15 protein-coding genes are annotated in these 19397 nt (G+C 58.6%); 5 read left to right on the top strand and 10 right to left on the bottom strand.

What is annotated here, in order from left to right:
• Nucleotides 1-61: 61 nt before the first annotated feature.
• Nucleotides 62-448, bottom strand: a complete 387-nt coding sequence (locus IFU29_RS12550) for a DUF4354 family protein (protein WP_191934224.1) — start codon at nt 446-448, stop codon at nt 62-64.
• Nucleotides 449-582: 134 nt separating this feature from the next.
• A complete protein-coding gene (locus tag IFU29_RS12545; protein WP_191934223.1) occupies nt 583-1272 on the bottom strand; it encodes a YtjB family periplasmic protein in 690 nt (229 codons plus the stop codon).
• A 134-nt stretch (nt 1273-1406) separates the two neighbouring features.
• Between IFU29_RS12545 and serB the strand changes: the two genes are divergently transcribed.
• From serB to nadR, 3 genes are read left to right on the top strand one after another with little or no spacing between them, the layout of a single operon-like run.
• On the top strand, nt 1407-2384 hold the full coding sequence (gene serB / locus IFU29_RS12540) for a phosphoserine phosphatase (protein WP_191934222.1): 978 nt from the start codon (nt 1407-1409) through the stop codon (nt 2382-2384).
• Between the two features lie 9 nt (nt 2385-2393).
• Nucleotides 2394-3776, top strand: a complete 1383-nt coding sequence (radA, locus tag IFU29_RS12535; protein ID WP_191934221.1) for a DNA repair protein RadA — start codon at nt 2394-2396, stop codon at nt 3774-3776.
• A gap of 13 nt (nt 3777-3789) precedes the next feature.
• Complete coding sequence (gene nadR / locus IFU29_RS12530; protein WP_062747365.1) at nt 3790-5022, top strand: multifunctional transcriptional regulator/nicotinamide-nucleotide adenylyltransferase/ribosylnicotinamide kinase NadR; 1233 nt, start codon at nt 3790-3792, stop codon at nt 5020-5022.
• A gap of 117 nt (nt 5023-5139) precedes the next feature.
• Here nadR and IFU29_RS12525 read toward each other — a convergent pair whose 3' ends face one another.
• Nucleotides 5140-6141 carry a zinc-binding alcohol dehydrogenase family protein gene (locus tag IFU29_RS12525; RefSeq protein ID WP_191934220.1) on the bottom strand — a complete coding sequence of 334 codons (1002 nt, stop codon included), beginning with the start codon at nt 6139-6141 and terminating at the stop codon, nt 5140-5142.
• 96 nt (nt 6142-6237) lie between these two features.
• On the opposite strand from IFU29_RS12525, the gene IFU29_RS12520 reads away from it, so the two are divergent.
• Nucleotides 6238-7134, top strand: coding sequence for a LysR substrate-binding domain-containing protein (locus tag IFU29_RS12520; protein WP_191934378.1), 897 nt, complete (start codon nt 6238-6240; stop codon nt 7132-7134).
• A 59-nt stretch (nt 7135-7193) separates the two neighbouring features.
• Here the strand turns inward: IFU29_RS12520 and ettA are convergent, their stop codons facing one another.
• Nucleotides 7194-8861, bottom strand: coding sequence for an energy-dependent translational throttle protein EttA (ettA, locus tag IFU29_RS12515; protein WP_062747373.1), 1668 nt, complete (start codon nt 8859-8861; stop codon nt 7194-7196).
• A gap of 206 nt (nt 8862-9067) precedes the next feature.
• Here ettA and IFU29_RS12510 point away from each other — a divergent pair, with 206 nt between their 5' ends.
• A complete protein-coding gene (locus IFU29_RS12510) occupies nt 9068-10012 on the top strand; it encodes an NAD(P)-dependent oxidoreductase (protein ID WP_191934219.1) in 945 nt (314 codons plus the stop codon).
• A 47-nt stretch (nt 10013-10059) separates the two neighbouring features.
• Here the strand turns inward: IFU29_RS12510 and deoR are convergent, their stop codons facing one another.
• The 6 genes from deoR to urtB form a co-directional block, all read right to left on the bottom strand.
• On the bottom strand, nt 10060-10803 hold the full coding sequence (deoR, locus tag IFU29_RS12505) for a DNA-binding transcriptional repressor DeoR (RefSeq protein WP_191934218.1): 744 nt from the start codon (nt 10801-10803) through the stop codon (nt 10060-10062).
• A 141-nt stretch (nt 10804-10944) separates the two neighbouring features.
• Complete coding sequence (locus tag IFU29_RS12500) at nt 10945-14883, bottom strand: non-ribosomal peptide synthetase (RefSeq protein ID WP_191934217.1); 3939 nt, start codon at nt 14881-14883, stop codon at nt 10945-10947.
• A gap of 386 nt (nt 14884-15269) precedes the next feature.
• Nucleotides 15270-15968: an urea ABC transporter ATP-binding subunit UrtE gene (urtE, locus tag IFU29_RS12495; protein ID WP_191934216.1), complete on the bottom strand. Its 699-nt coding sequence runs from the start codon at nt 15966-15968 to the stop codon at nt 15270-15272.
• 1 nt (nt 15969) lies between these two features.
• Nucleotides 15970-16761 carry an urea ABC transporter ATP-binding protein UrtD gene (gene urtD, locus IFU29_RS12490; protein WP_191934215.1) on the bottom strand — a complete coding sequence of 264 codons (792 nt, stop codon included), beginning with the start codon at nt 16759-16761 and terminating at the stop codon, nt 15970-15972.
• Nucleotides 16754-17830, bottom strand: a complete 1077-nt coding sequence (urtC, locus tag IFU29_RS12485) for an urea ABC transporter permease subunit UrtC (protein WP_191934214.1) — start codon at nt 17828-17830, stop codon at nt 16754-16756. Before urtC ends, urtD begins: the two co-directional genes overlap by 8 nt.
• A complete protein-coding gene (urtB, locus tag IFU29_RS12480) occupies nt 17830-19389 on the bottom strand; it encodes an urea ABC transporter permease subunit UrtB (RefSeq protein ID WP_423244842.1) in 1560 nt (519 codons plus the stop codon). The genes urtC and urtB overlap by 1 nt, the downstream gene beginning before the upstream one ends.
• Nucleotides 19390-19397 lie beyond the last annotated feature (8 nt).

Below are 19397 nucleotides of genomic sequence, written 5' to 3'. Positions count from 1 at the left end.
TCCGATGTTGAAGGCCGCTGCACCTTGATGACGGGCGTACATCAGTCATTGGTGAGCACTTTTATTTACAGGTATCGCTAATTTTTACCTGATCAATGTGGAACACGCTGTCGTCAGCGGCAGAGAAAATCACCAGACCGCTTACTTTGCCCTGGGGCTTTAGCTTGCCACCGGCCAGGTGTGCCGCTACACGATCGACAGGAAATTCCTTGTTGTCACTGGTGTAACCTTTCAGGCAGTAGTTCTTCAGGTCAACGGAGGCGGAGGTGGTGTTTTCCAGCGTCACCTCGAAGGTTTTTCCAAAGTTATTCAGATCTCCCGCCGATCTCGATTTCATCTCTTTTTGTGTCGCATACACGGTGATGCCTGATACGTCAGCCGCCAGTACCGTCGCTGAAAAAACCAGCCCTGCCGCTGCGATCGTGGCCAGAAGTGCGTTCCGTTTCATCCTGTGCTCCTTGATTTTACAATGTCAGAAAGCGCATGTTGCGCTGGTGAAGCAGTAAAATGCAGGGGATAGGAAGCAGCGTACAGAACATCAAGAGCTATTCCCCTGGAATAGCTCTATTTGCCGGAAAGGGGTCAGTCGGTTTTGCCTGCCGTTCCACTTATTTCTGCGGTACCGGCAGTTTTTTCTTCCTCGTCATCATCGTCCTCTTTCACCGGATTATTAGCGGTGAGCAGGAAGGGCGACTGCTGCCAGCGGGTGCGCCGGGAGCGCAGCAGGGTACGCGAGAGAATAATGCCGATCGCCAGCGCCAGCAGCATCATCAGGCGCAGGATGTTGGTGGTGTTATCCACCTGTTTGGATTCGGTGACCAGAACATGGGTATCGAGCGTGACGCGTAAAAATCCGCGCGGGCCGTCTTTACTGGCCAGCGGTTCGACAATCTGATGGTTGAAGTAGCTGCCGGCACGCTGGCCGTCGAGCGCCAGACGGTCGCGGACGTTAATATTTTCGCCGCTGTGGGCCACCAGGCTGCCGGAGCTGTCATATAACGAAGCGTCCAGAATGCGGCTTTCATGGGTCATCTGGTCAAGCGTATCGATGATCCTCTGATGGTTATCATCGGGGTTTTCCATCAGCGGGGTCAGGTTCCAGGCCACCTGGCGCGTTAACGTATGCGCCAGCTCCTCGACCTGTTCAGAGCGAGCCATCTGATGACCAAGACTGAACCAGGAGGCGCCCTGCATCAGGACAACCAGCAGCGTCAGGCAAATCAGGACGATCACCGTACGGTGCAGGCGAAACTTCAGTTTGGCTTTAGCCATCTCAACCCTTCAATCGTGGTGGACAAACCGGTTTTCGGTCATGAGCTTTATGTTGCCAGAACCCGCTGTAACAAGGTAGCCTCTTGAATTATTTTGCGCAGAATTGCGTGTTGAATGTCCCTACAGGAGCTGTAATGCCAAATAGCCTTACCTGGTGCGACCTGCCTGCCGAAGTCCCTCTCTGGCCGGGGTTGCCACTCTCTTTAAGCGGTGATGAAGTGATGCCGCTGGACTACCGCGCTGGCCGTACCGGCTGGTTACTGTATGGACGTCAACTCGACAAAGCCCGTCTGACCGAATTTCAGCGCCAGCTGGGCGCGGCCATGGTGATTGTCAGCGCCTGGGTGGTGGAAGACTATCAGGTGGTGCGGCTGGCCGGTTCCCTGACGCCGCGCGCCATGAAGCTGGCGCATGAGGCCGGCATGGACGTCGCGCCGCTAGGGCGTATCCCGCATCTGAAAACACCGGGCCTGCTGGTGATGGATATGGACTCGACGGCGATTGAGATCGAATGTATCGATGAAATCGCTAAACTGGCCGGCTGCGGAGAACGGGTGGCGGAAGTGACCGAACGTGCGATGCGTGGCGAACTGGATTTTGCCGCCAGCCTGCGCCAGCGCGTGGCCACGCTGAAAGACGCAGATGCGACTATCCTGAAAACGGTGCGTGACGCGCTGCCGCTGATGCCGGGGCTGACCTCGCTGGTGGCGAAGCTGCAGGCGCTGGGCTGGCAGGTGGCAATTGCCTCCGGCGGCTTTACCTACTTTGCCGAGTACCTGCGCGATACCCTGCATCTGTCGGCGATTGCCGCCAACGAGCTGGAAATTCGCGACGGCAGGCTTACCGGGGAAGTGCTGGGCGACATCGTTGATGCCCAGTACAAGGCTGATACCCTGCGCAAACTGGCCGCCCGCTTTGCGATTGACCCGGCGCAGACGGTGGCCGTCGGTGACGGGGCCAATGACCTGCCGATGATCAAAGCCTCGGCGCTGGGCATTGCTTATCATGCCAAGCCGAAAGTGAATGAACAGACCGAAGTGATTATTCGTCATGCTGATCTGATGGGGGTGTTCTGCATTCTCAGCGGCAGCCTGATCCATGAAGAGCGTTAAGGGGTAGACTTGGCTAAAGCAGTAAAGCGTGCTTTTGTGTGTAATGAATGCGGCGCAGATTATCCTCGCTGGCAGGGCCAGTGCAGCGCCTGTCATGCGTGGAACACGATTACCGAGGTGCGACTGGCAGCCTCGCCGACGGTCGCTCGCAATGAGCGTCTGACGGGCTACGCCGGCAGCGCCGGTCCGAGCCGCGTGCAGAAACTGTCGGAGATCAGTCTGGATGAGCTGCCGCGTTTCTCAACCGGTTTCAAGGAGTTTGACCGCGTACTTGGCGGCGGCGTCGTGCCGGGCAGTGCGATCCTGATCGGGGGGAACCCCGGTGCAGGTAAAAGTACGCTGCTGCTGCAAACCCTGTGCAAGCTGGCGGAAGGGATGAAAACTCTGTACGTCACCGGGGAGGAGTCGCTGCAGCAGGTGGCTATGCGCGCCCATCGTCTGGGCCTGCCCACGGAGAACCTGAATATGCTGTCTGAAACCAGCATTGAGCAGATCTGCCTGATTGCCGAGCAGGAGCAGCCTAAGCTGATGGTGATCGACTCGATCCAGGTAATGCACATGGCAGACATCCAGTCATCGCCGGGCAGCGTGGCACAGGTGCGCGAAACCGCCGCCTATCTGACCCGTTTTGCCAAGACCAAAGGCGTGGCTATCGTGATGGTGGGCCACGTGACCAAAGACGGCTCGCTGGCTGGCCCGAAGGTGCTGGAGCACTGTATTGACTGTTCGGTACTGCTGGACGGCGATGCCGACTCCCGCTTCCGCACCTTACGCAGCCATAAAAACCGCTTTGGGGCGGTCAATGAGCTGGGCGTGTTCGCCATGACCGAGCAGGGGCTGCGTGAAGTCAGCAACCCGTCAGCGATCTTCCTCAGCCGGGGCGATGAAGTGACGTCAGGCAGTTCGGTGATGGTGCTGTGGGAAGGAACGCGTCCGCTGCTGGTGGAGATTCAGGCGCTGGTCGATCACTCCATGATGGGTAACCCCCGCCGTGTCGCCGTGGGGCTGGAGCAGAACCGTCTGGCGATCCTGCTGGCAGTGTTACACCGCCACGGTGGCCTGCAGATGGCCGATCAGGACGTGTTTGTTAACGTGGTCGGCGGTGTGAAGGTGACGGAAACCAGTGCCGACCTGGCACTGATGCTGTCGATGGTGTCCAGCCTGCGTGACCGTCCTTTGCCGCAGGATCTGGTGGTCTTTGGCGAAGTCGGACTGGCGGGCGAGATCCGTCCGGTGCCCAGCGGACAGGAGCGTATCTCGGAAGCGGCGAAGCATGGCTTCCGCCGGGCCATTGTGCCGATGGCCAATGTGCCTAAAAAACCGCCGGAAAATATGAAAGTCTACGGGGTGAAAAAGCTGGCTGACGCGTTGTCTATACTCGACGAACTATAAAGGGAGCTAGTGCATGTCATCGTTTGACTACCTCAAGACCGCCATTCGCCAGCAGGGGTGTACCCTGCAGCAGGTGTCTGACGCCAGTGGTATGACCAAGGGTTACCTCAGTCAGTTACTGAATGCGAAAATCAAAAGCCCCAGCGCTCAGAAGCTGGAAGCGCTGCACCGTTTTCTCGGTCTTGAATTTCCACGGCGGGAGAAAACCATTGGCGTGGTGTTTGGTAAGTTTTACCCGCTGCACACCGGCCATATCTATCTGATCCAGCGCGCCTGCAGCCAGGTTGACGAACTGCATATTATTATGTGCTTTGATGAGCCGCGCGACCGCCAGCTGTTTGAAGACAGCGCGATGTCACAGCAGCCGACGGTCAGCGACCGCCTGCGCTGGCTGTTGCAGACCTTTAAATATCAGAAAAACATCCGCATTCACTCGTTTAATGAAGAGGGAATGGAGCCTTATCCCTACGGCTGGAATGTCTGGAGCGACGGCGTAAAGGCGTTTATGGACGAGCAGGGCATTCTCCCCAACCGTATTTACACCAGCGAGGAGGGCGATGCTAAACAGTTCACCGCGCATCTGGGGGTGGAAACCATCGTTATCGATCCCCGCCGCTCCTTTATGAATATCAGCGGTGGCCAGATCCGTCAGGATCCGTTCCGCTACTGGGAATACATTCCCACCGAAGTGAAGCCCTTTTTCGTACGAACGGTGGCGATCCTCGGCGGCGAATCGAGCGGTAAGTCCACGCTGGTCAACAAGCTGGCCAACATCTTTAACACCACCAGCGCCTGGGAATTTGGCCGCGATTATGTCTTTTCGCATCTGGGCGGGGACGAGATGGCGTTGCAATATTCGGATTACGATAAGATCGCGCTGGGGCAGGCACAGTACATCGATTTTGCGGTGAAGTACGCCAACAAAGTGGCCTTTATCGACACCGACTTTGTGACCACCCAGGCATTCTGTAAGAAGTATGAGGGCCGTGAGCATCCGTTTGTGCAGGCGCTGATCGATGAGTATCGCTTCGACCTGGTGATCCTGGTAGAGAACAACGTGCCGTGGGTGGCCGATGGCCTGCGCAGCCTGGGCAGCTCTGTTGATCGCAAAGAATTTCAGTCGCTACTGATCGCCATGCTGGATGAAAACAACATCAAGTACGTCCACGTGGAACAGGACAGCTACGACGAGCGCTTCCTGCGCTGTGTGGATCTGGTTAAACAGATGCTGGGCGATCAGAAATAGTCGCCCTTATTAACGCGGATGCCGTAATTCCGCGTATCGCTGCCGGGGGACGGCTTGTGAGTCCCCGTCAGCGATACGCGCCCCGCAACGGCAATCAAGGCCGCCGCGAGGCGATGATCAATAAACAATAACCACTTTACCGCGCATATGGCCGTCCAGCACCAGCTGGTGGGCTTCCGTCAGCGTCTCTACGCTCAGACCCTGCAGGGTTTTGCTCAGTGAACCCGCCAGCTTGCCTTCGTCCAGCAGCGCTGCTGTCGCCTGCAGGATCTCCCCCTGCCGTGCAATATCCGCTGTGGTGAACATGCTGCGTGTATACATAAACTCGAAGTGCAGCGCGGCACTCTTCAGCTTCAGCTGATCCATATTCAGCGGTTTTTCATTTTCAACAATGGTGCAGATATGACCCTGCGGGGCGATCAGCTGGCTCATTGCCTCCCAGTGGCCGTCGGTATCGTTCAGGCAGAAAATATAGTCGACCTGTTTGATACCGTGTTGCTCCAGCTCACCCGCCATATCTCGATAATCAATCACCAGGTCAGCCCCGCGTTCCCGGCACCACTGGGCAGAATCCGGGCGTGAGGCGGTCGCAATGACCGTTACCTTGCTGTGCAGTTTAGCCAGGGGAATAGCCAGCGATCCCACGCCGCCCGCACCGCCAACGATCAGCAGGGTTTTGCCCGCCGCTGCCTTATCCAGCTGCAGGCGATCGAACAGGCCTTCCCATGCTGTCAGGGCGGTCAGCGGGATCGCTGCGGCTTCAGCCCAGTCCAGGGTGCGGGGTTTATGGCCGGTGATGCGGGCATCGATCAGCTGCTGGCTGGCATTGCTGCCGGGGCGGGTGATGTCACCGGCATAATAGACTTCATCACCGGCTTTAAAACCGGTCACTTTGCTGCCGATGGCCAGCACCACGCCGCTGGCATCCCAGCCGAGCACGCGCGGCTGTTCAAGGCCATTTTTCTGCGCACCTTTGTGAACCTTGGTATCCACCGGGTTGACGGAGGCGGCTTTCACCTCAACCAGCAGGTCATAGTCACCCGCGACCGGCTGAGGCTGTTCAATGGCAATAAACTGCTGCGGATTTTCTGGATTGATCGCAATCGCTTTGGTGGTCATAGCATTTCTCCTGAATGATGTGCTATCAGTTTAGGGAAAATAAACCCTGATGATAAGATGGACAATAACGCACTCAGTGTTCGCAAAGGATGAACAATCATGTTTAAACAGTTGCAGGATATGGCCCTGTTTGCGCTGGTAGCGGAATGCGGCAGCTTTACCGCCGCAGCGAATCGCGCAGGCTTACCGAAATCCAGCGTCAGCCAGCGCGTCGGCCAGCTGGAGCAGGCGCTGGGCCTGCGGCTGATCAATCGTACGACGCGTCAGCTGAACCTGACCTTTGCCGGTGAACGCTATCTGGTCCATTGCCAGGAGATGCTGCAGGCCAGTGAGAGGGCGGCAAGTGCCATTGAACGGCTGCGTGATAATCCCAGCGGCCGTCTGCGTATCACCTCACCGGCCGGCATTGGTGCGACCTTACTGGCACGGCTCAATACCGCTTTTCAGCAGGAATACCCGGACGTTACGCTGGATGTGTCGGTTTCCGATGAGATCTGCGATCTGGTGCAGGGCGGGTATGACGTGGCGCTGCGCACCGGCAGACCGCAGGATTCCTCGCTGATCGGTCGCCGCATTGGCTACTGCGAAAGGCTGCTGGTGGCTTCACCGGACTATCTGGCTGCCCACCCACTGCTCACCCACCCCGGCCAGTTGTCTGAGCACCGTTCCATTGCCCACCGTGCCTGGAATGAATGGGTACTGAAACGGGGGGAAGAGTATTACCGCTGGCTGCTGCCGCCTGCTCATGTCACGGATAATCTGGTCTATGCACGCGAATGCGCGCTGGGCAATGCCGGGATCACGCTGCTACCGCGCTTTTTAACTGAAGACGGGTTGTTGCAGGGGAGGTTGTTGAGGGTGCTACCGGAGTGGGAAATGGAAGGCAATGAGCTGTGGCTGGTGTATCCAAGCCGTAAGCTGAATTCCCCTGCGCTGATGCGGTTTATCGATTTTGCGATACAGTCGCCAGTATTCCGGGAATTCTACACGTAGAGGGCGATTGCGTGTTCCGGTCGCCCCGTTACGGGCCGACCGGAACAGAAGGTCAGTCCTTACTTGATCATGCGCTTGTACTTGATACGTTTTGGCTCCAGCGCTTCTGCACCCAGCGTACGTTTCTTGTACTCTTCGTATTCAGTAAAGTTACCTTCAAAGAACTCGATTTTGCCTTCATCCTGGTAGTCCAGAATGTGTGTGGCAATACGGTCAAGGAACCAGCGGTCATGCGAGATCACCATCGCACAGCCCGGGAATTCCAGCAGGGCGTTTTCCAGCGCGCGCAGGGTTTCAATGTCCAGGTCGTTGGTCGGTTCATCCAGCAGCAGCATGTTGCCGCCCACCTGTAACAGCTTCGCCAGGTGCAGACGACCACGCTCACCCCCGGACAATTCGCCGACGCGCTTGCCCTGATCAACCCCTTTAAAGTTAAAGCGGCCGACGTAGGCGCGGCTTGGCATCTCGGTGTTGCCGATACGCATGATATCCTGACCACCGGACACTTCTTCCCACACGGTTTTCGACCCGTCCATGCTGTCGCGGAACTGATCAACCGACGCCAGTTTCACGGTCTCACCCAGCACGATGCTGCCGGAGTCCGGCTGTTCCTGACCTGACATCATGCGGAACAGGGTCGATTTACCCGCGCCGTTCGGCCCGATAATGCCGACAATTGCCCCTTTCGGCACGGAGAAGGAGAGATCGTCAATCAGCAGACGGTCGCCGTAAGACTTGCTCAGGTTGCTGACCTCGACCACTTTATCGCCCAGGCGTGCGCCAGGTGGAATAAACAGTTCGTTGGTCTCGTTACGCTTCTGGTATTCGGCGTTGTTCAGCTCTTCAAAGCGGTTAAGACGTGCCTTACCTTTGGATTGCTGGCCTTTCGCTCCTTTGCGCACCCACTCCAGCTCTTTCTCAATCGACTTGCGACGAGCGGCTTCTGAAGAGGCTTCCTGTGCCAGGCGAGCATCTTTCTGCTCCAGCCAGGAAGAGTAGTTTCCTTCCCATGGAATACCTTCACCGCGGTCCAGCTCCAGGATCCAGCCCGCCACGTTATCGAGGAAGTAACGGTCGTGCGTAATCGCCACCACGGTGCCTTCGAAGTCGTGCAGGAAGCGTTCCAGCCAGGCGACGGATTCTGCATCCAGGTGGTTCGTCGGTTCGTCGAGCAGCAGCATGTCTGGTTTTTCCAGCAGCAGGCGGCACAGTGCGACGCGACGGCGTTCCCCCCCGGACAGATTACCGATCTTCGCCTCCCAGTCCGGCAGACGCAGGGCATCGGCCGCACGTTCCAGCTGGGTATTCAGGTTGTGGCCGTCGTGCGCCTGGATGATCTCTTCAAACTTGCCCTGTTGCGCGGCGAGTTTATCGAAATCAGCATCCGGCTCGGCGTATTTAGCGTACACCTCGTCCAGACCTTTCAGCGCGTTAACGACTTCGGCAACGGCTTCTTCTACCGATTCACGCACGGTGTGTTCCAGGTTCAGCTTCGGTTCCTGTTCCAGATAGCCAATTTTCAGGCCTGGCTGCGGACGCGCTTCCCCTTCGATATCTTTATCGATGCCCGCCATGATGCGCAGCAGAGTGGATTTACCCGCACCGTTCAGACCCAGTACGCCGATCTTGGCGCCCGGGAAGAAGCTGAGGGAGATGTTTTTTAAAATATGACGCTTCGGCGGAACGACTTTGCCGACGCGATGCATGCTATAGACGAATTGAGCCACGTTGGGTTGAGCCTCTTAGGGTCTGGGTTTTAATTGGGGCAAAATAAGTGCCCACTCAGATAGCGGAGTTTAGCTGTTTTCCCCCCTTAATCACAGCCGCCAGGCAGACGATTATCCCGATATCAGCGCAACGGCCTGATTTTTGTTTGATTTATGATCAGCGGCAACTATGCTGTTTTTTTGTCTTATAAATTAGGGGGATAACGATGCGCGTTCTGATAGCAGCGGAAGAAAATGCCTGGGGAGGCATGATCCAGCAGTTTCGTCAGAGGCTACCCGATGTCGAATTTATTGCCTCCGCCGGCCATGCCGCAGAGAGCCTGGCAGGGTTTGATGCGCTGATCCCGGGTATGGCGAAGGTCGATTTCCGGCTTTTGCAGACGGCCGATTGCCTGAAGCTGATCCAGCAGGCGGGCACGGGCCTGGAAGGGGTGGATGTCGGCGCGGCGCGGGCGCGCGGCGTTGCGGTGGCCAATGTACCGTCGGATCGTTCCGGTAATGCGGACTCCGTTGCCGAACTGGGGATCTGGATGATGACCGGCCTGGCGCGCCGGGTCAGCGAGGTGCCGCAGATGCTCGCTACCCGCCAGCTGGGTCTGCCGGTGGGCATGGGGCTGAAGGGAAAAACCGTCGGGCTGGTCGGGCTGGGCGGCATTGGTAAAGCGCTGGCGGAGCGGCTGTCGGCGTTCGGCATGCGGATGATTGGCGTCAAGCGCCAGGCCTCCGATGATTTTGCACGCCAGCACCGTCTGGACTGGGTGGGGGGAATGGAGCGTCTTCCACACCTGCTGCGCGAAGCGGATTTTGTTGTGCTGAGTCTGCCTGACAACGCGGAAACACATCACATTATCGATGAACCCGCGCTGGCGAGGATGAAGCCGGGCAGCTTCCTGATCAATCTCGGTCGCGGTGGCCTGATTGAGAAACCCGCGCTGATGGCGGCGCTGGAGAGCGGGGCGCTGGCCGGGGCCGGGCTGGATGTGTTCTGGCAGGAGCCGCCCGATCCGCAGGATCCGCTGTTTGCCCTTAACGTGATCGCCACTCCGCATATTGGTGGCGTAACTGATATCTCACTGGAGGGCAACGTCACCGGGGTCTGTGAAAACCTGCGCCGTCTGCGCGACGGGGAAGCGATTTTAAACCGCTGGTGAGCGGTCGCACTGTCCCGATGAGTCCCTCCCGACAGGGGATACCCCGGTTACGGGGCGATAATCTCAATACCGAGATCCTGCAGCGGCGCGGCGTCGCTGACCAGCCCGTCAAAGGCGCTGAGATCGGCAATTCGCGCAGGCAGCACTTTACCAAACTTGCTGCTGTCTGCCACCAGCAGGCGGGTGCGTGCACGCTGTAAGGCCAGCTGTTTGAGCGGCAGTTCGTTCAGGTTATAGCAGCTGGCACCCTGATCAACGTCGATGCCTGCCGCCGAAATAAACGCTTTATCCGGGCACAGGCTGTCCATCACCGACAGCTGCCCGAGTGGGGTAAAGATAGCGTTATCCGGGTGGAATTCGCCGCCGCAGAGGATCACGCGACAGGCAGTTTTTTCTTTCAGCGCCAGGAAGGTGTTCATTGCGCAGCAGACGGCGGTAAACGGCAGATCGCCGTCAATCGCATCAATAATCCACGGCACGGTCGTGCCACAGTCGAACCAGACCATCTCCCCGGGCTGGATCAGCGTGGCGGCATGCTGTCCGAGCCGCCGTTTACGGTCGACATTTTGTTCCTGCTGGTCGGAGACAAAATAGTGCAACTGATGCCGCAGGGGATCGCTGACAATATACCCTCCGAGCAGCAGCACCATACCCGGCCCCTCATTCAGATCGCGGCGGATGGTCATTTCAGAGACCCCGAGCAGATGCGCCGCCTCTTTCAGATGGATCTTGTCGGTGCCTTTCAGCGCCTGGACCAGCTTGTTGATACGCTCTGCGCGCCGGGTTTCCATGGGTTTTCTTCCAGTTGTCGCGGAATTTGCAGTTTACCTTCAACAGGATAGTGCTGCAAACAACAAGGGCCGGCCCGTCAGAAAGGCCGACCCTTATCCGATTATCCCCCGGGGGCGATCCATTTTCGCCCCCACTGGCTTTTACGCCGCGCTGCTGCTGATTTTCGCGCCCTGAATCAGTGAAGCCCCGATCGCCTTGTGGCACAGAATAATGGAATGGTGATTCGCTGCCAGCGGGATAATCTCCAGATGCGGGCAGACTTGACTCAGGCCGTTATCGGCCAGCGCCAGCATCTCTGCGCCGTCCACGCCCTCCATGCTGAGGTCGGCAAATTCGGTGGCTTTAAAAAGCGTTACGCGGCTGTGGCTGAGCGGGGCGCTCAATGGCTGGTTGTTCATTTCCAGCTCCAGCTGTTCGATGCGCAGCGCACGTGCTGCAGCCTCGCCCTCAATGCCGATCATTGCCAGAATCGGTGCCAGCATCCCGGCCGCAATACGCTGCTGGAATTCGGTCTGGTAGAGGCTGTCGAGCAGGCAGAGATGGATATCGCGGTAGCCGAGTTGTTCCAGCTGGGCGGCGATCTCCAGCGCAATAATCCCGCCCAGCGACCAGCCCAGCAGGCGCACCGGCTGCTGACGTGTCAGGCCCTGGCTGACCATATGTTGCAGATAATAGCTGGCCAGCGCCGACAGCGAGGAAATACGTGGCTGGTTGAACAGGTTGTAATTATTGATGCCAATGGCATTTAACTGCCCTTCGAACGACGCTGCCAGATCGCGGTAAATCTCACAGCCGACCACGGCAGGGTGCACCATCCATACCTCCTCCGCCGTCGCGGGTGCGTTCAGCCGCTGGGTCAGCCGGAAATCGGGGGCAGACTGGTTGAGCTGCAGTAACAGGTTGTGCAGGGGTAAAGGCGCGGGTGGCGTCGTGTTCTGTGCCGCCTGCCCGGCGATGGCCAGCGCCTGCGCGCTCAGGGTGCTGTGGGCAAACAGCGTTTTCATTTCCAGCGCTATGCCCTCGCGCTTCAGTTTCACCATCAGCTGGATGGCATGCAGCGAGTGGCCGCCGAGGGCGAAAAAGTCATCGTCGCAGCCAATCTGTTCCACCTGCAACAGTTCGCGCCACCATGCTGCCAGCTGGCGCTCACCTTCGCTTTGCGGCGCGCGGTATGCACTGGCCTCCGCCAGCCGCTCCGGCGCGGGCAGGGCTTTACGGTCGAGCTTGCCGTTCGGCGACAGCGGGAAGGCCTCCATACGCACAAAGGCACAGGGGATCATAAAGTCCGGCAGGGTGGATTGCAGGTGCAGGCGTAGCGACTCGCGCAGAGCGGGGATCGGTGGGGCGACCAGCCACGCGATCAGCCGTTTATCCCCCTGGCCGTCATCGCAGGCCATCACCACGACATCCTCGACGCCGTCAAAGCTGGCGATCTGCTGTTCAATTTCACCCAATTCAATACGCAGGCCGTGGATTTTGACCTGGAAATCGTTACGGCCCAGATACTCAATGCTGCCATCCTCCAGCCAGCGTGCCAGATCGCCGGTTTTGTACAGACGTGCCGACGCATCCTCGCTGAACGGGTCGGGGATAAAACGTTCGGCGTTTAACGTCGCACGGTTCAGGTAACCACGGGCTACCTGGACGCCGCCGATATGCAGTTCACCGCTGACGCCCGGCGGTAGCGGTTGCAGATGGGCATCAAGAATATGCAGCCGGGTATTAGCAACCGGCCTGCCGATGGGGACGATCCCGCGCGTATCATCGCGCTGGCAGTGCCAGTAAGAGACATCCACTGCCGCTTCGGTCGGCCCGTAAAGATTATGCAGTTCCGCCCCTGGGAGTTGTTGGTGGAAACGCTGTACTGCCGTCAGCGGCAGTGCTTCGCCACTGCACATCACCCGACGCAGGCTGCCGCAGTGCGACATGTTGCCGTGGCGCAGGAACAGCTGCAGCATGGAAGGAACAAAATGCAGGGTCGTGACCCGCTCACGGGCGATCAGCTGGCTGAGATACTCCGGATCCTGATGGCCGCCGGGTTGTGCTATTGCCAGCCGCGCGCCGACCATCAGTGGCCAGAAGAACTCCCAGACGGAGACATCGAAGCTGAACGGCGTTTTCTGCAGCACGGTATCCTCAGGCGTAAGGGCATATTCTTCCTGCATCCACTGCAGGCGGTTCATTACACCGAGGTGCTCATTCATCACCCCTTTCGGCTTCCCGGTGGAGCCGGAGGTGTAGATCACATACGCCAGTGAGCGCTGCGGGCTGGCCGACAGTGACGGCAGGTTACAATCACTCTGCGTTTGCCAGCACGCGCGATCGTTATGCAGGTGCCAGACCCGGTGTGCATCACTCAGCAGGGGAGCCAGCGCCTGTTTACCCGCATCGTCCAGCAGAACCAGTCTGGCCCCGCAGTCTTCCAGCATATGACTCAGACGATCGGTCGGGTAGTCCGGATCGAGGGGCACATAGGCCCCGCCAGCTTTGAGGATGGCCAGCAGAGCGGTGACCATCTCGCTGCTGCGGGCTGCACACAGCGCCACGCGGTCATCGGGGCCGATCCCTGCCTGACGCAGCTGTGCCGCCAGGCGGTTAGCACGCTGATTAAGCTGCTGATAGCTGACGCTGCCGCCGTGGCCGCAGAGTGCGATGGCCTGAGGTGTGCGATCGGCCTGTTGTTCAAACCAGCGATGAATGCCTTCCGGCAGCGGCCACGTCCGTTCCGTATCGTTCCATCTGCCGAGGATCTGCTGCCGCTCGTCGGCCAGCAGCAGAGGAAGGTTGGCCAGCGGCTGCTGTACCCCGTGATCGAGCAGATGATCCAGCATCTGCAGCAGGCGATCGGCGGTGCGCCGGGCCTCCTCAGCGCTGAACCAGGCCTGGTTCATGTTGAACTCCAGCAGCGGGGGATCGCCAGGGTGATAGTGACGGAGATAGAGCGCCAGCGGCATCTGTTCAAAGCCGTGATGCAGCGTTTCGACTTTCAGCGGGTGGCCTTCCAGCTCAATATCGGTCGGGAAGGTTTCCAGGGAAAAACTCAGGTCATACAGCTGGCGACGTCCCTGCTGCCCCAGGCGTAGGTGGCGGTTCAGCTCGGCAATCGGGAAGCGCTGGTGGCGGTAGCAACGCCGCAGCTCTGCAGCGATCTGCACCATCAGCGCGCTGAAAGGCAGGCTGTGGTCAACATGCAGTTTCACCGGGATCATGGAGGAGAACATGCCCAGGGTTTGCTTATACCGGGCGCTGCTGCGGTTATGCACCGGTACCCCCACCGTCACCTGTTCAACCTGCCACAGGCGGCTGTACCAGCAGGCGAGCAGGGCGGTCATCAGGTGCATGGGTGAGCACTGGTGCGCTGCCGCCAGGGCGCAGAGCCGTTGATAGCGTTCGGGAGGCAGCTGACGGGTAATCTGCTGGCTTGGCCATACCTGATCGGCGGCAAAACCGGGGCGGCGCTCCATGCCGGCAGGCCCGGCATCCGCAAAGCGTTCCAGCCAGAAGGCCCGGTCACGCTCATAGCGGGTGGACTGCATATACGCCTGGTCATTGGCGATAAAGTCCCGGTAATTATACACCGCCACGGGGGAGGGGATCTGCCCGCTTTTCAGCTGCTTGTAACGGTCCATGATCATGCCGCTGAGCAGGGAAACGGAGGTACCGTCGACAATAATATGATGGGCATTAATCAGCCAGTAACCCGTCGATGCACTTATTTTGATAAAAACACAGCGCCAGAGTAATTCTTCATACAGTTTAAAGGGTTGATTCAGTTTTTCACGGAAATAGCACAAAGCTTTCTGACGGGCATCTTTATCCAGACTGAAGTCATGGTATTCGAGAGTCAGGTCTCTATTCGATACGGTCGTCTGAATAATACCCTGTTCGCTCTCTTCTAACGTTAATTTCAGCGCATCATGCTGACTGCGTATTTCTTTTATTGCCTGGTTTAACAGGGGGATATCAATATCCCTTTCGATGCGCCACAGCGCGCCCACGTTGTAGCAGGGCGTGGAAGGCGTCAGAAGTTGATCGAGCCATACGGCCTGCTGTACGCTGGTTAACGGATAAATAGCCACGCGAGTACCTCCATTAAAGGATCGGTAAATTAAATTTCATGACAATACAGGAAAGTAGTATATGAATATTTCCGAAATATGAAATGAAATTAAATTTATTTCTTTATGAGGAATATTCAGTAACGACAGGTAATTGTAATATAACGGTCAGAGATATTAATCTATTAATGAGATGGTCATTTATTTAATTGCAATAATTAACCTGGCTGGAAAGAGTAAGAATGAAGGGAAATACGATCGTTGTGGACCGGTTATTTGTACCGGTTACGGGATAAGAATGTTCACGGCGCTGAATCGAAAAATAAGATCTGCCCCTGTACATTTTTCCGCCGGGGCGACCTTCTTTTCTGGTCGCCCCGGGCCGGTGAATTATCGCGGTGACGGCATCAAATCGTCACTAATCCGCGTACGCCGTCGGCTTCCATTGCGTTGCCGGCCCCGCGCTGTACGATCTCACCGCGCGACATCACCAGATAGCTGTCGGCCAGCCCGGCGGCAAAATCATAGAACTGCTCAACCAGCAGGATCGCCATATCGCCGCGTGCGGCAAGCTGGCGGATAACCGACCCGATCTCTTTGATTACCGATGGCTGAATACCCTCGGTCGGCTCATCCAGGATCAACAGCTGCGGCCTGCAGGCCAGCGCCCGGCCTATGGCCAGCTGCTGCTGCTGGCCGCCGGAGAGATCCCCGCCGCGCCGCTGCTTCATCTGCCATAGCACCGGAAACAGCTGCCAGATCTCTTCCGGTACCCGGGTTGCCTGAGCGCCGGAAAAACGGGCCAGGCCCATCAGCAAATTTTCTTCCACCGTCAGGCGCGGGAAGATCTCCCGACCCTGTGGCACGTAGGCGATCCCCGCCTGTACGCGCTGGTGCGGTTTGCAGTGGTTGATGGGCTTCCCCTGCCAGTGGATGCTGCCGGACCTGGCCGGGACCAGCCCCATCAGGCACTTCAGCAGGGTGGTTTTCCCCACCCCGTTACGCCCCAGCAGGCAGGTAATCTCACCCGGTTGCGTGTCAAACGACAGCCCGCGAAGAATATGGCTGCCACCGTAATATTGATGGAGTTCAGTGACCTGTAACATATTATCGCCCCAGATAGACTTCAATGACCTGCTCGTTAGCCTGTACCTCGCGCAGCGAACCTTCCGCCAGTACCTGGCCCTGATGGAGTACCGTGACGTGGTCAGCAATGGTTTCGACAAAGCCCATATCGTGTTCCACTACCATCAGCGAATGCTTCCCGGCCAGCGTGCGAAACAGTTCGGCGGTATAGTCGGTTTCTGCGTCAGTCATGCCGGCGGCGGGCTCATCCAGCAGCAGCAGGTGCGGATCCTGCACCAGCAGCATGCCGATCTCCAGAAACTGCTTCTGCCCGTGTGACAGCAGCCCGGCGGGACGCTGACGCTGGCTTTCAAGACGCAGCAGCGCCAGCACTCCGGTAATGCGGTCTTCCTGTTCACTGTTCAGCCTGGCCCGCAGGCAGGCCCACACCGACTTATCGGTTTTCAGGGCAATTTCCAGATTTTCAAACACCGTCAGCGCCTCGAACACCGTGGGTTTCTGAAATTTACGTCCGATGCCGATTCGGGCAATGTCCACCGGGGAAAGCGTGGTGAGATCGGTGCTCTGGTCATAGAACACCCGGCCACTGTCCGGGCGGGTTTTGCCGGTGATCACATCCATGAGCGTAGTTTTTCCCGCGCCATTGGGGCCGATGATGCAGCGGAGTTCGCCGACGCCGATCTGCAAAGAGAGGTCATTCAGGGCCTTAAAGCCGTCGAACGACACGGTAATATTCTCCAGCTGTAACACAGGGTCGGTTTGTTCGCGGTGGCGATCGGCCCGGTGGGGCTGGGTAAACAGGTGCTCAGTCATCTTTCCTCCTGCGCAGCAGGCCAATTACCCCGTTTGGCAGAAACAGTGTGACGAGGATAAACATCAGCCCTAAGAAAAACAGCCAGTATTCCGGGAAGGCGACGGTAAACCAGCTTTTGGCCCCGTTAACAATGCCAGCCCCCAGCAGCGGGCCGATCAGCGTCCCGCGCCCGCCCAGCGCCACCCAGATGGCGGCCTCAATGGAGTTGGTGGGTGACATCTCACCGGGGTTAACAATCCCGACCTGCGGGACGTACAGCGCCCCGGCCAGCCCGCACAGCACGGCGGAAAGCGTCCAGATAAACAGCTTAAAGCCGCGCGGATCGTAGCCACAGAAGGAGAGGCGATTTTCCGCGTCGCGCACCGCCGTCAGCACGCGGCCAAACTTGCTGCGCGCCAGCATCAGGCCCACGGCCAGGCTGCCTGCCAGCAGCAGCACGGTGGCGACAAACAGCCCGATACGCGTGCCGGTTGCCGTCACCGGAAAGCCCAGCAGGGTGGTAAACCCGGTAAAGCCATTGTTACCGCCAAAGCCGGTCTCATTACGGAAGAACAGCAGCATCCCGGCATAGGTCAGCGCCTGGGTCATAATGGAAAAATAGACCCCTTTGATTTTCGATCGGAAGGCGAACCAGCCAAACACCAGCGCCAGCAGGCCGGGGACCAGCACAATCAGGCACAGTGCCCAGGCAAAGTGCTGTGTTCCTGCCCAGAACCACGGCATCTCTGTCCAGGACAGAAAGGACATAAACGCTGGCAGACTGTCTCCTGCCGCCTGGCGCATCAGGTACATGCCCATCGCGTAACCGCCGAGGGCGAAGAACAGCCCGTGGCCGAGCGACAGCATCCCGGCGTAGCCCCACACCAGGTCCAGTGCGACTGCGACAATGGCATAACAGAGAATTTTACCCACCAGCGTCAGCGTATAGGTTGAGATGGCCAGCGGATGATCCGCAGGAAGCAGTGCGAAAAACGGCAGCAGCAGCAGCGCGAGCAGCAGCACTGTACCCGCAGCGGTCACCAGCCGCGGGGATTTTTGTACCAGGGTCAGCGTCATGGGTTGCGTCATCAGTCAGTCACCCTTCCTTTAACGGCAAACAGGCCCTGTGGCCGTTTCTGAATAAACAGCACGATCAGCACCAGGATCAGGATCTTACCGAGCACTGCGCCGATCTGTGGCTCCAGCACTTTGTTAAGAATGCCCAGCCCGAGCGCGGCCACCACGGTGCCGGCCAGCTGGCCGACGCCCCCGGTCACCACCACCAGGAAAGAGTCGATGATATAGCCCTGGCCGAGCTCCGGGCCGACGTTGCCTAACTGCGACAGTGCGACACCGCCCAGTCCGGCGATGCCGGAGCCGAGGCCAAATGCCAGCATGTCCACGCGCCCGGTCGGTACGCCGCAGCAGTCAGCCATGGCGCGGTTTTGCGTCACTGCCCGTACGTTCATCCCGAGGCGGGTTTTGTTCAGCAGCAGCCAGGTCAGCGCCAGCACCCCGGTAACAAACAGGATCACCGCCAGTCGGTTGTACGGCAACACCAGATTAGGCAGCACCTGCAGTCCGCCGGACAGCCAGGGTGGGTTGGCCACCTCCAGGTTCTGCGCACCAAACAGAATGCGCACCAGCTGGATCAGCATCAGGCTGATGCCCCAGGTGGCCAGCAGAGTTTCCAGCGGCCGGCCGTACAGGTGGCGAATGATGGTGCGTTCCAGCGCCATGCCGATGGCCGCGGTTATAAAGAACGCCACCGGCAGCGCCAGCAGCGGGTAAAATGCCAGCCATTCCGGGGCGAAACGCTGGAACAGGTTCTGTACCATCCAGGTGGCGTAAGCGCCAATCATCAGCATTTCACCGTGGGCCATATTGATCACCCCCAGCAGGCCGTAGGTGATCGCCAGACCGAGCGCGGCCAGCAGCAGCACCGATCCCAGCGACAGTCCGGTAAAGGCCTGGCCCAGCAGATCGCCGGGCAGCAGACGATAGCGGATCTGCTTCAGGCTGTCGGCGGCGGCGCTGCGGACGCGGGCATCGGTCTCATTCTGCGGCTGCAGCAGCTGCTCCAGACGGGCCTGTGTCTGTGGATCGCTGGTTTCACCCAGCCGTTTGACCGCTTCCAGTCGTACCAGCGGGTTGGCATCGGCCAGCTGCAGTCCGGCAACCGCCTGAGCCAGCACCTCATGAACGGTGGCGTCCTCTTCGGTCGCCAGGCGCTGTTTCAGCAGCGGGAGTTGATCGCCCGTGGCTTCATTCTGTAATGCGCGTGCGGCCTGCAGCCGGACAGCCGTGACCGGACTGACCAGCTGATGAGCGGCCAGCGCGGAGGCGATCATCACGCGCAGGCGGTTATTCATAAACAACTTTTTGGTCTTCCCGGTGGGGGCTGCGCTGCCCTCCAAGGCGATCAGACGATCGTTAACACGGGTATAGGGCTGTTTCTTCTCATCCAGCACCACATTTTCGCTGTGCAGAGCCTGTAGCAGGGGCAGGCGCGCGGCATCCGGTGCGGCGGCCCACTGCTGTAAGAGGCGGAGTTGATCGCTGCGGCTGGCAGCAGCGAAGTCGACGGCCGGCCCGGCCTGGGCCATCAGCGGCAGGCAGAACAGCAGTAACAGCAGGAATCGCATCATCATCATTC

Source organism: Erwinia persicina, from assembly GCF_014838825.1.
In the GTDB taxonomy this organism is placed as follows: domain Bacteria; phylum Pseudomonadota; class Gammaproteobacteria; order Enterobacterales; family Enterobacteriaceae; genus Erwinia; species Erwinia persicina_A.
The sequence above is the reverse complement of the archived record's forward strand: the minus strand, read 5'-3'. Positions and strand labels throughout refer to the sequence as shown.